Raw genomic sequence first — 11,899 nt, 5'->3', positions numbered from 1 at the left:
TAATAAAGGATTCAAGTTTAAATGAGCAAAGTAAAGAAAAATCTATCCAGGTACTAAGGAATTTGAAAGAGGCTGAAGATAAAGTTCATAGAGATTTTTCTGGATTTCATGAGGTTGGGAAGGTAGATGCCCTTGCTGATATTGTTGGTTCTATAGTAGGTTACTATGATTTGGGTTTAAACAATAAAGAGGTTTATTGTACAGAATTAAAGGTTGGGGGTGGATATACAGAAACAGAACATGGGTTATTATCTGCACCTACTCCTGCAACACTCGAGATTCTAAAGGAAAATAAAATGAAGTTTTCTGGAGGCCCAGTTACAAAAGAAATATTAACACCTACAGGAGCAGCTATATTATCCGTGTTTATAGATAAGTTCACCACTTTTTTTCCTCCGATCAAGATAAATAGGATTGGTCGTGGTGCTGGGAAAATGAAACTTAAATCACCAAACTTACTAACGCTTTGTATCGGTGAAAGTCAGGGAAATTTAATTGAAGATAGTGTAGGGATGCTTGAAACCAATATTGATGATGTCGAGGGGGAGGATGTTGGGTATGTTATTGAAAAATTATTAGAGGAAGGCGCTCTTGATGTTTCTGTCGTACCAGCATTGATGAAAAAAAGCAGAATGGGTAATATCTTGAAGGTAATATCTAAAAAGGAAGATTTGGAAAAGTTATCTGAAATTATTATCGAGGAAACAGGAACGTTAGGGGTTAGAGTATCAGAAGAAACACATAGGTTGATAGCAGAACGTGAATTTAAGATTGTAAAAATTTTTGATTATAAAGTAAAAGTTAAAATTGGTAGATTTAAGAATGGACGAATTATTGATATTTCCCCTGAATATGATGACTGTATGAAGATCGCCAAGAAAACAGGAAAACCGCTTCAGCAAATAAAAAAAATAGCTGTAAATAAGGCTATGGAGGATATTAATTGAAAATTTCAACAGGCATATCAAAGGTTGACAGCCTATTGTCCGGCGGAATGGAAAGAGGCTCTATTACCCATATTTATGGAGAGTCTGGTTCAGGTAAAACAACTTTTTGCCTACAATCTGCAGCTGAAATAGCCATCAATAAAAAAACAATTTACATAGCTAGTCCCCAATTCTCAGCGCAGAGGTTTAAACAAATAATAGATACAGAGAACTCTAAAAAAATAGCCTCCAACGTAATAGTTTTTCAAGTTAACTCATTAGAGAAACATGAAGCAGCAATAAAAAACATAAAGAATATCAGTAATAATCAAGAAGTCGGGTTAATAATCCTCGATTCTCCAGCATACATAGGGTACACAGAAAAAGAAAAAAATAATTTAAGTATGATTAATCAGATTTTATATTTGTTAAGTACTGCGAAAAAACAAAAGTTCCCTATCTTACTTTCAAATCAAGTATATACGAATATTAATAAAAATGAACTTATTCCTATTGGCGGAAAGTTAATTAAAGACATTTCGAAAGATATCATAAAACTAGAAAAAAAGAATGATGATAAGAGGAAGTTAAAACTAAAAAGCAAAGAAATAACTAAAGAAATAGATTTAAAGGTAACTAAAAGCGGATTAAAATAATATTTTTAAATAGTATTAATTTGAAACTATTAAAAAACCTATTGTGAGTTTTATATTAACTATCTATAATGTATACAGGTTATACAATAAAAACACTTTTTTACGAGAAATATAAATTGAAATAGATAATTTAGATACCACTTTAAAATAAAATTTAAATCAGTAAAAAAACTAAATTTCCCTATAACCCGAAATATTTAGTCTCTATATATTTATAGGTAATAATTACCTCTAAAATTAATGAAAAACCTACAAAAAAGAAGGTTTAAAAAATTCAGAACTTAAAAATTACCGAAAATACCTAAAACAAAACTAAAAGAAATTTAAACAAAATGAAAAGCTTTAAATAACGGCGCTCAGCACTCAAAATCTTCTTCATTAAATCTGTCAGGCCAAGGTCATCATCGCGCCAATAACAAAATGAATTTGTATTAACAAAAAATTTATGAATAAAAAAATCTCTGTTTATTTTTTATACATATCAATGAGTTCATCTGTAGTTGTACTTTCTTCTGAATTCTTATCAGGTCTGAACCCTATGAACCTAGGGAATCTAATTGCGATTCCTTCTTCACCAATTTCATCATAACCAGCTGTGTGTACTGGGCTTTTAGTTAGCTCCGCTCCTAACACTTCAACAACAATTTCTGGTTCGAACCACTGATCTGGTTTTATCTCTGAGGAGACTCTCGCTGCTTTCCTTTCAGATTCAAATGGCCTTAGTTTTTCTGGTAGCTTCTCCAGTGTTTCATCTGAGAATCCGGTTCCCAACTTGCAGACGGTTTCAAAGATGTCTTTCTTTTTATTGTATACAGCGCATAATAAAGCGCCATATAAACCTGATCTTCTTCCCCTTCCTGCGAACCCACCGACTACTGTTAGATCTAATGTATCGGACATTCCTGTCTCATAGTCTTTTTTCCATTTTATCCATAACCACTCTCTAGCTCCCGCCCTATAGACCGAGTCTTTGGAGCAGGATTTAATCATAATCCCTTCCTGCCCTTTATCCACCGATTTATTGAAGAACTCTTCTACTTCACGTAACTCGGTCGTCTTGATTATATCTGAACACCGTATAATTTCATTTTCGGATATTGTTTGTTCAAGCTTTTTGCGTCTTTCTGGAAATGGTTTATCAAGCAAACTATCTTCTTTGTACAGTATATCGAATAGGAAGATTTTTACTGGGATTTTTTCTACATATTTATGGATGTCGTATTTTCTTTTTCGCTGCATTAGTGTCTGGAAATCCTGTAGTTCTCCATCTTCGTAGGCAACTGCCTCCCCCTCCACAATAACCTCTTTACTTTCGATAGATTGATTTATGGCTTGTACTACATCTGGATATTGGTGTGTAATGTCTTCCATTCTTCTTGAATAGATATTTACCTCACCGTCTTTCTTGTGTATCTGCATCCGCTCGCCATCGTACTTAACTTCAGCAGCAAACCTATCTTCCAGTTTATCTTTAACTTCATCCAGGATTTCGAGTCTCTGCGCCAACATCATCCTTATCGGCCGACCCACCTCTACCTCTATTTCCTCGAGACCTTTGAGTCCTTTATCTGCTAGTTTTTTGCCTACAAGGCCTACGTCGCTTGAAATGTTGTAGGCACGTTCAACTTCAGGCCGGTTCTCCTTATCTCCTGTGTAGGTTTTTGCTAGTGCGTCGAGTAGTGTCATGGCTCCGATTCCAAGCCTTAGCTTACCCAGTGATATACGAACGATGTAACGAGCATCAACACTATCTGCCCGGGTTATTAATCCAGCAAGTGTTCTAAGTTTTTTATCGTAGGAGCCTGATCCCTCAAACCTACTGATGTCGTTTAGACCCTGATGAACTTCTGTTACGGTTAGTTCTTTTTGTTCTCCGAAAAATGAGTTTAAGGTCTTTGTCTCGCCCGAGATTTTTTGTGCTACGGTCCCCAGGTCTCCAGTTTCTCGGAAGAGTTCCTGAACCTCCTGTTTTGTTTTGGAGGATGCGATTGAGATTGCTTTGGCAACCATCTTGTTACCGAGACCTAACACCGCCTCTTCGTATTCCGCGTTTATCTGGCCAAGAACCAAATAACAAACAATATAAACCTCACTAGCTGGGGTGCTTTTGAATAGGTCCACGAGAATATCGGTCATCTCATTCCGAGACCTGGTTTCTTCTATCTTTAGGAAATAATTGGTTAGTTCCGAGAAACTTAATGATTGAGACATGATATAGGTTTATTTTTTTTGTTGGTTTTTTATGTGTTTTAGGGCTTTTTTTGCGTCTTCCTTCTTTAAATCAACTTTATATTCCTCGAGAAATTGTTTTAGTTGGTTGTGGTTTATTTTTGGGTGTTTTTTGGCTGTTTTTAGTAGTTGGTTGTAGTTTCTTTTTGGGTAGAATTTTTTTTTGGTTTTTTGTATGAGTTTTTCCATTTGTTTTTGGGTTATTATGTTTTTTTGTGTGGCTTGTTCTAGGTTGTATCGTATGTTTATTAGGGGTGTTGAGAGTGGTTGGTAGTTTTGTGGTGAGTATGTGAGTGCGACTTCGTCGTCTGAGTTTATTGTTCCTTGTTTGTATCTTTGGTAGATTTCGCCGATTCCTTTCATTCCGTATTGGTCGAGTTCTGAGGCTCTGAGTGCTCCCATGCTTGAGGCTCCGATGACGTTTATGTTTTTTTCGAGTGTTTGGAGTATTTCTCTGTGTGATACTGAGCAGTCTTGTGAGAATACTCCGTCTATTAGGCAGATTGTGTGTGGGTTTTGTTGGCTGGTTTTTTTTATGTCTCCTCTTTCTGCTGGGGGTTTGTAGTCTGCATCTAGTATTTTTTTGGCTTGTTTATGTTTGAGGCTTGGCCCCACGAACACAACTACCTTTTTGTCGGGCATTGTGGCATCTCCTTCCTATTCTTTCTGGGTCTACTGCGAATACTTCTAGTCCTGGTATGATGACTCGGACTACTGGTACTTCTAGTTCTGGTAGAGTTAGGTTTACGAATATTGCTTTTTGTATTCCGTTTTTGTTTAGTTGTTTTAGTGTGTGGCTTATGTCGTCTATAAAGTCGTCTTTTATGTATGAGATTTTTTCGAGGTTTTGGTATTGTTTGGTGTTTTGGTTGTTGAACCAATGTTTGTTTTGGTTTTTTACGGTTTTGTATTTTAGTTTACGTTTGTTGTCTCCTTTTAAGGTGTCTTCTCGTGCTCCGTGTATCTGGGTTGCTCTTGATTGGGCTACTTCTGTTATTGCTCTTTTTATTGCAACTCTAGCGTCGGTGTGTGTGCCCATTCCGATTGTTAGTAGGGCAGGGTCCTGTAGTTTGTTGTCTTCTGAGACTGCTGCAAATGTAGGTATTCCGATGTCGTTGGTTAGGTCTCGAATTATTATTGAGATATCTTGTTGTTCGAACTTCTCGATTAATTTGTTTATTTCTTGGTTTTGTAGGTTGATTTTGGGGCCTGTGTCTCTAGCTGCTTCTGCAAGTGACCACGCGTCTCTCTCGATAACTTCTGTTAATCCATGGAATACTGCTTCTTCCAGAATGTTTCCGCTTGCCAACCCATTTGTATTCGTTTGGAATAGTCCACTGCCTTTTTTACCTGGAGACAAGGGATGGAAAACTGCGTTTGCAGGAACATATATCTCTTCATCTTGCATCATGTCATAGCCTTTAATCCAAGATATACGAGCCATCAATGGGTTTGGCGTAGTTTCCGGCAATATTAGGGTTCTTGGGTCTAATACATTTGTTTTTTGAGTTAGGTTGGAGTAACTGTCTAAAACCAACTCTCGATCATGAAGTTCTGAGGAGTATCGCTCTATTCCCTCCATAATAGCTGAAGCTTTAGCCTCCGCTTCAGTACTGCCCTTGCCATTGTAAACTGAGATCGCGCCCTTCTCAGCGGTTGGCCGGATACTGGAGTATACAGGTATTCCAACTCGGTCTAAACCTGTTATGTCGGCAACCCTTGTTATCCCAACATCATCCTTTAAAGGCTCGATTTTCTCCAAAGTCTCTTTAGGAGATATAACTCTGTGTGTACCATTTATATAACCTTTTTTTGTAGTATCAATGTTCATATTATCAACTAATAATGAGCTTTAGACTTAAGATATTCCATTATAATCTTTTTCGATATGGTTTTGGCTGGTTTTTTTTGGGTTTATAGGTTGTTTTTTCTGACGTAGTAGGGTAGTGTTTCTTTGTTGAATTTTTGTATGAATTCTCGTGTTTTTCTGTCGCTAGCGTTGCCGCTTCCGAATATATCTCCGTGTATGTTTCTTAATCGATCTAAGTTTCTTTTTTGGTGTATTTTTGCTATGATTGCTGCTGCGCAGACTATGTCCCATTTTTCTTCTGCTCTGTGGTTTATGTGTAGTTTGATTTCTCGGCTTTGGCCGTTTAATCCCTGTGTGATTCTGTTTCTCAACATTTTAGTGGTTGGATAATAACAGTCTATGTAGAGGTGGCTGGGTGATATCGAATTTATAAGTGAGATGATCGATTTGTCTTCGATTTCCTGTAGTGGTGTCCCGTTTTCTTTCAGTGACTCAATCTCTGTTGGCGAAATAACTATGGTTCCAGTTTTAGCAATAGAAAAAATTTTATCTCCCAACCGCTGAATAGCGTTTCGATTTAGTTTTTTAGGGTCTCTTAACTCGAGAGAACGTAATAAAGAAAGTTCTTGATTATCAACCAATACGTATCCGATAATAAGGGGTCCAACAGCCTCTCCAACACCAACTTCATCTATACCCAAATAAGATTCTTCCATTTTCAGTTTTTAATTTTTTTTTGAATAAATAAATTTTTTATAGTTTTTTTATTTAGAATAACGAATAATGAATCCACACTTTAAATAATTTTTTTAATTAATAGAATAATTTTTTAAACTCATTCACTGCTTAATTTTTTTAAATCTGGATGTTGAAGTTCTTCACTTGAAAACTTTTCTCTTTCTTTTAGAACTCTATACCTTTTTTCTTGCCATCTTTTATGCCTAACTAATACTTTAACAGGTATACTATCTATTTCAAGTATTTTTGAGATACAAATTCGATGTCTTCCAGTTAAAAATATTAATTTACCATCTCTTCCAATTGCTATAGTCACTTCCCTATACTTGGGGTCTTTTCTAGCTATCTTATCATCCTTATTTTTATCATATCTAACTGGAGGTGCATATTTTTCAAGATTTTTATGTATTTCTTCAATAGATTTATAGCCGTTTTCTTTGATGCTTTTATATAGTTTTTCAATTCCATCTATTCGATTTTTTATTATTTCTTTTTTTCGATTGCTAGATAACTTATTTTCATAAAACTTTGTATTACTCCATGCTACATCATTTAAGTAATGATTTTTAATAGATTGAAATAGTATGTAATTCTCGAATGGAACTAATCCTCTTTCTCCTTTTTTTAAATATGAATAATCTACATTATTTTTTTTGAATATTTTTTTATCCCAATCTCCGCCAATCACATAAGAACCCTTCGCATATATTTCATGTTGAAAGGGATTTTTTAAAATGTAATTAATTTCATTTGGATTAACTTGAATTACCTCTCTTTTTTGTGATGGGGCTACTTTCCCGTATTTTAGTTTGTATTTTATAGACCTAGGAAACTTTGTTAATTGATAAGAAATAAACAATTTGGAATCCTTTAAAAACCTGTTAAAACCTTTTTTCCTGTAAATCCAAGCAGCTTTTTTGATAGTTTCCCTAATATTCATATTTTAACAGCCTTGGTTTTTAACATCACATAACCAGATATACTTCTAAAAATTTTTCTATAATCTGATTAATGTTGCGCATAACCTAATCTATCTTAGTATCTACGGTTAAAATTAAATTTAATTCCTTCTTTATAGCCTTATAATTGATATCCCGTTATTTTTTCAATATCAATTTTTTGATAAGAGAGTTAAAAATAGGTTTTGAGCATTTTATTGTTTTAAAAAGGACATTATTTAATGAGTTATATACCTCAATAATTTAATATAGGCTATTCTTCCTTCTATTATTTAATTTATTTTCATGATTTTTAACGGCTTTTATTAAATTTTTATGTCCTTCTACTTAGCTGATGTCAGATACCTGGCCTTCGAATTTCAAGTAGAAATATATTATATTAAATGGTATTTGGCTAATTCATTTTAGGTTATCTTCTTTGGACTTACTTTTTATCAATTTTCAAAGTATGTCGATATTTTATTTATGGATATTTTATTTATGCGTTACTTCAATTCCTTCCAATCTTTTTATTCTGTTTTGTTTATAATATTGTGTGGGAGGTCCTTTGTTTGAGTAGGCTTAGGAAGTTGTTTGTTGTTTCGGTGTCTGTTAGTGTTGTTACTTTGGCGTTGATTTTGTTGTTGATGGAGGGTGAGGATCTTTTGGTTAGTTTAGGGGCTGTTGACCCTGTTTTTTTGGTTTTGGCTGTTGTTCTTCATGTTGTTGGTTGGGTTTTTTGGAGTTTACGTATCGATGTTTTCAGTCGTGCTTCTGATATTAAGTTGGGTTTGAGGAAGAGTTTTGAGATTGTGGTGTCCAGTACTTTTGTTGCCAGTATCACTCCGTCGTATGCTGGTGGTGAGCCTTTGCGTGTTTATTTGATTGGTAAGGAGAAGGGGTATGCTGGTCGTGCGAGCGCTATTGTTTTTGCTGAACGTGCTCTTGATTTTGTATTCATAATCTTGTTTGCTTTAGTTGGTATGTTTTATTTGAGGGGGCAGTTTGATCAGATTGCAAACTTAGATATCGCGTTCACGATGGGAGCTGTTATAATTGGTTTATCGGTTTTTGGTTTGGTTTTAGGGTTTTTTAAACCCCATTTGATAAAAGGTTTTTTCAGTAAGTTTGAGAAACCGATTGAGAATTTTAGTGAGGGGACGATGGAAAAAATCTATAGAGAGATCGACTCTTTCCATAGAATATTATGGATGTTTATTCGGCAAAAAAGAAGGTACCTACTGGGGGCATTTTTCTTAACGGTTGTATATTGGAGCATCCACTTCAGTATTCCGTATATACTTTTTGTTGGGATGGGTAGCCAGGTGGATTTCTTTACCGTTTGGTTCGGATACTTCCTTGTATTACTATTCTTGTTGATACCATTAGCTCCAGGCGGTAGTGGTTTGGCAGAAGTTGGAGGTTTTGTAGTGTATTCAGCATTAACCGGCGCAGCTTCAATAGGAGTATTAGTGTTACTATGGAGGCTATCCACGTATTATGTAAATCTAATTGTGGGGGGTCTGTTGATCGGGAAGGTAATCAGAGATATTTCAGTTGTTGAAGAAAAAATCAAAGAACCTGTTGAGGAAATGGAAGGAAAAACTGTTAGAGAAATCGAATAAAAAAATACCAGAAAGTTATGGGAGGAGTTTGGTGTGGGTTCTCGGGTTGTTTTTTAGATAGTTTTGTTGGTTGGGGTTGGTGTTTGTTAGTTTTGTTGGTTTTGTTGGTTGTTTTTCCAGAATTCTCCTAGTTTTACTACGTTTCCTATTACTGTGACTGCTGGTGGTTTTAGGTTTTGTTTTTCTGCGATTTTTGTTATGTTTTTTAGTTTTCCGTGTACGACGCGTTCGTTTTTTGTGTATGCGTTTTGGAATGATGCTACTGGTGTTTCTGGGTCTTTTACTTTTAGTATTTTTTTGACTATTTTTGGTAGGTTTCCTACTCCCATTAGGACTACTATTGTTTCTGCGTGTGATATTTGGCTCCAGTTGATTGTGCTTTCTTTTTTGTTTGGGTCTTCGTGGCCTGTTACTATTGCTAGTGATGAGGATACGTTTCTGTGGGTTACTGGGACTCCGAATCTGGCGGGTACTGATATTGCGGTTGTTACTCCTGGTATTATTTCGTATTTTAGGTTGGCGTTTCTGAGTGATAGCATTTCTTCTCCTCCGCGTCCGAATAGGAAGGAGTCGCCGCCTTTAACTCGTGCTACTGTTTTTCCTTTTTTTCCTCGGTCTACCAATATTTCTTCGATTTCGTGTTGTTTTAGTTTGTGTTTGTCTGCTTTTTTTCCTGCATCTATTATCTCTGCGTCCTTTCTAGCTTTATCTAGTATTTTTTTGTCTATCAAGCGGTCGTGTACAACTACGTCTGCTTTTGATATTATGTCTAGTCCTCTCTGGGTTATTAGGTCGCTGGAGGGTCCAGCTCCGATTAAATATACTTTACCTGTCATTTTCAAACACATCGTTTTTATCCATTATCATTCTAGCTGCTTTTCTACCGATTTTTTCTGCATTTGTAGGTTCACCTACTACCTTGACTCTCTCCCCAATCTCTATGTGTTCAAGGGTGAAAACCAGTTTTTCATCTACCTGTCCGTAGGCTCCTACCGGTGTTGTGCAGCCGTAACCAAACTCGTTCATGGCTGCTCGTTCAGCAACAACTGAATACCGTGTCGGCTTATGGTCTACTGCACTACATATTTCTTCCATTTCTCTGTCGTTTGCTCGGCATGTTATGCATAATGCGCCTTGTGCCGGTGCGGGCAATGTTTCTGGAACTTTAAATCGATAATCAATCTTATCTTCCAACTCTAATCTATGTAAGCCGGCTTCAGCCAACATAACAGCATCCACATCACCATCTCTCGCTTTACGTATCCGTGTGTCGATATTTCCTCGAATCGACTTAAGTTTAAGGTCGGGCCTTAACTTCTTGATTATTGCTTGCCGTCTAGGACTTCCAGTACCTATAACACCGCCTTCCGGTAGTTCATCTAATGCACCACCAACTAACACATCGTTCGCAGCCCCTCTCTCTATATAGCCGGAGATCTTGATTTCACTGCGCATTCTGGTAGGTACGTCTTTGCAGCTGTGAACTGCTAGGTCGATAGCATCGTTTATCAATGCTTCATCGAGCTCCCGAGTGAAAACACCCTCACCCTCGATATCCTCTATCGATTTCCAGTTTTCTTTATCACCAAGTGTCTCAAGCGTCTGAATACTATAGCTACGACCGGTCTCCCTCTCCAGTATTTCAACTACCTTCTCAGTTTGAGCTTGTGCAAGCCGGCTTTTCCTTGTTCCAACACGAATCATAATACTTTCTCCAAAACGTCACTAGCAATATCAACAGTATCTTCTATCTCTCTATCTGAATGTACATATGATATGAAGCATAACTCGTATTGGGATGGCGGTAGATACACGCCATTCTTAGCCATCTCCCTATGAAACTTTTTATAGGCCTCAAAATCACATTTCTCTAAATCCCCGTAATCATTAATCTCTTCACTGCAGAGGAATATTGAGAACATAGACGAAATCCCCTCAACATTCACTGGCAATCCTTTAACCGCCTTATTAAGTTTACTGCGTATTTTTTCTCCCTTTCTGTTCGCTTTATCAATTATATTGTCTTCTTTGAGGAGTTTTATTGCCTCTATGCTTGCTGCAGTGGTAACTGGGTTTCCACTGAAAGTACCTGCTTGATATACATCACCCTCCGGAGACAAGTGTTTCATGATCTCTTGTTTTCCACCGAAAATCCCTATCGGGTATCCACCTCCAGCTACCTTACCCAAGGTAGTTAGGTCAGGCTCCAAACCAAACAGTTCTTGAGCACCACCCATAGAAACACGAAAACCAGTGATAACTTCATCAAGCACAAACAAAGACCCATAATCACTCGTCAGATCTCGTATAAGCTCTAGAAAACCATCTTTAGGCGGTATACAACCAGCGTTACCAAAAACCGGCTCCGCAATAACACAAGCAATCTCACCCCCTATCTCTTCAAAAACACTTTTAAGTTTTTCTTTATCGTTCCACGGCAAAACAATCGTTTTCTCAGCTAGTTCACGGGGTACTCCAGGACTGTCTGGAGCTCCATGTGTTGAAGCACCACTACCAGCCTGAACCAAAACAGAGTCATGAGCCCCATGGAAACCACCCTCAAACTTAACAATCTTATCCCGACCCGTATATCCACGAGCAAGCCTTAATGCAGACATAGTAGCTTCAGTACCCGTGTTCACAACACGAACCTTATCTATACTACTATAATGTTTTGAAACCAGCTCAGCCAACTCAACCTCCTTTTCAGTAGAGGTTCCAAAAGCCCAACCACGCTCCAACTGCCTTTCAACAGCCTGCTTAATCCTCGGGTGCCGGTGACCAAAAATCTGAGGACCAAAAGCAAGCGAGTAATCAATAAACTCATTCCCATCAACATCATAAATCTTAGAACCCTCAGAATCCTCCATAAAAATCGGAAAAGGACTATAAGACCTAGCAGGACTATTCACACCACCAACCAAACAATCCTGCGACCGAACAAAAAGCTCCTTAGAACGCCTAAACTCATTCATAA

Annotated in this window: 11 protein-coding genes (1 of these 11 only partly in view); 3 read left to right on the top strand and 8 right to left on the bottom strand. The window is 37.0% G+C overall.

Going from position 1 to position 11,899, the window contains the following annotated elements:
* Both larC and AMET1_RS04745 read left to right on the top strand, forming a co-directional pair.
* Positions 1-947 carry the 3' portion of a nickel pincer cofactor biosynthesis protein LarC gene (larC, locus tag AMET1_RS04750; RefSeq protein WP_086637320.1) on the top strand. It extends 244 nt beyond the left edge of the window, so only the last 947 of its 1,191 coding nucleotides appear in the window; the start codon falls outside the window, past its left edge; its stop codon occupies positions 945-947.
* Positions 944-1,582, top strand: coding sequence for an ATPase domain-containing protein (locus AMET1_RS04745; protein WP_086637319.1), 639 nt, complete (start codon positions 944-946; stop codon positions 1,580-1,582). Before larC ends, AMET1_RS04745 begins: the two co-directional genes overlap by 4 nt.
* A gap of 465 nt (positions 1,583-2,047) precedes the next feature.
* Here AMET1_RS04745 and AMET1_RS04740 read toward each other — a convergent pair whose 3' ends face one another.
* From AMET1_RS04740 to AMET1_RS04720, 5 genes are all read right to left on the bottom strand, one after another.
* A complete protein-coding gene (locus tag AMET1_RS04740; protein ID WP_086637318.1) occupies positions 2,048-3,793 on the bottom strand; it encodes an ATP-dependent DNA ligase in 1,746 nt (581 codons plus the stop codon).
* 9 nt (positions 3,794-3,802) lie between these two features.
* Positions 3,803-4,453, bottom strand: coding sequence for a TfuA-related McrA-glycine thioamidation protein (locus AMET1_RS04735; protein ID WP_086637317.1), 651 nt, complete (start codon positions 4,451-4,453; stop codon positions 3,803-3,805).
* Positions 4,404-5,642 (bottom strand): YcaO-related McrA-glycine thioamidation protein, encoded by a 1,239-nt coding sequence (locus AMET1_RS04730; protein ID WP_086637391.1) that lies wholly within the window; start codon positions 5,640-5,642, stop codon positions 4,404-4,406. The genes AMET1_RS04735 and AMET1_RS04730 overlap by 50 nt, the downstream gene beginning before the upstream one ends.
* 83 nt (positions 5,643-5,725) lie before the next feature.
* On the bottom strand, positions 5,726-6,337 hold the full coding sequence (rnhB, locus tag AMET1_RS04725; protein WP_086637316.1) for a ribonuclease HII: 612 nt from the start codon (positions 6,335-6,337) through the stop codon (positions 5,726-5,728).
* A 119-nt stretch (positions 6,338-6,456) separates the two neighbouring features.
* Complete coding sequence (locus AMET1_RS04720) at positions 6,457-7,299, bottom strand: hypothetical protein (protein WP_086637315.1); 843 nt, start codon at positions 7,297-7,299, stop codon at positions 6,457-6,459.
* 570 nt (positions 7,300-7,869) lie between these two features.
* Here AMET1_RS04720 and AMET1_RS04715 point away from each other — a divergent pair.
* Entirely contained in the window at positions 7,870-8,922 is a 1,053-nt protein-coding gene (locus AMET1_RS04715; protein WP_161490771.1) for a lysylphosphatidylglycerol synthase transmembrane domain-containing protein, read from the top strand.
* Positions 8,923-9,008: 86 nt separating this feature from the next.
* Here AMET1_RS04715 and cobA read toward each other — a convergent pair whose 3' ends face one another.
* From cobA to hemL, 3 genes are read right to left on the bottom strand one after another with little or no spacing between them, the layout of a single operon-like run.
* Positions 9,009-9,758 (bottom strand): uroporphyrinogen-III C-methyltransferase, encoded by a 750-nt coding sequence (cobA, locus tag AMET1_RS04710; protein ID WP_086637313.1) that lies wholly within the window; start codon positions 9,756-9,758, stop codon positions 9,009-9,011.
* Entirely contained in the window at positions 9,748-10,626 is an 879-nt protein-coding gene (hemC, locus tag AMET1_RS04705) for a hydroxymethylbilane synthase (protein WP_086637312.1), read from the bottom strand. The genes cobA and hemC overlap by 11 nt, the downstream gene beginning before the upstream one ends.
* Positions 10,623-11,897 carry a glutamate-1-semialdehyde 2,1-aminomutase gene (hemL, locus tag AMET1_RS04700; RefSeq protein ID WP_086637311.1) on the bottom strand — a complete coding sequence of 425 codons (1,275 nt, stop codon included), beginning with the start codon at positions 11,895-11,897 and terminating at the stop codon, positions 10,623-10,625. The genes hemC and hemL overlap by 4 nt, the downstream gene beginning before the upstream one ends.
* Positions 11,898-11,899 lie beyond the last annotated feature (2 nt).

Source organism: Methanonatronarchaeum thermophilum (genome assembly GCF_002153915.1).
GTDB classification, from domain to species: Archaea; Halobacteriota; Methanonatronarchaeia; order Methanonatronarchaeales; family Methanonatronarchaeaceae; genus Methanonatronarchaeum; species Methanonatronarchaeum thermophilum.
This window is presented reverse-complemented; position numbering and strand designations above follow the sequence as displayed.

What these genes read in the sequence shown, in the direction of transcription:
- AMET1_RS04740 (WP_086637318.1), bottom strand. Translation starts at nt 3,793, where the DNA reads ATGTCTCAATCATTAAGTTTCTCGGAACTAACCAATTATTTCCTAAAG.
- AMET1_RS04730 (WP_086637391.1), bottom strand. Translation starts at nt 5,642, where the DNA reads ATGAACATTGATACTACAAAAAAAGGTTATATAAATGGTACACACAGA.
- cobA (WP_086637313.1), bottom strand. Translation starts at nt 9,758, where the DNA reads ATGACAGGTAAAGTATATTTAATCGGAGCTGGACCCTCCAGCGACCTA.
- hemC (WP_086637312.1), bottom strand. Translation starts at nt 10,626, where the DNA reads ATGATTCGTGTTGGAACAAGGAAAAGCCGGCTTGCACAAGCTCAAACT.
- AMET1_RS04720 (WP_086637315.1), bottom strand. Translation starts at nt 7,299, where the DNA reads ATGAATATTAGGGAAACTATCAAAAAAGCTGCTTGGATTTACAGGAAA.
- AMET1_RS04735 (WP_086637317.1), bottom strand. Translation starts at nt 4,453, where the DNA reads ATGCCCGACAAAAAGGTAGTTGTGTTCGTGGGGCCAAGCCTCAAACAT.
- rnhB (WP_086637316.1), bottom strand. Translation starts at nt 6,337, where the DNA reads ATGGAAGAATCTTATTTGGGTATAGATGAAGTTGGTGTTGGAGAGGCT.
- hemL (WP_086637311.1), bottom strand. Translation starts at nt 11,897, where the DNA reads ATGAATGAGTTTAGGCGTTCTAAGGAGCTTTTTGTTCGGTCGCAGGAT.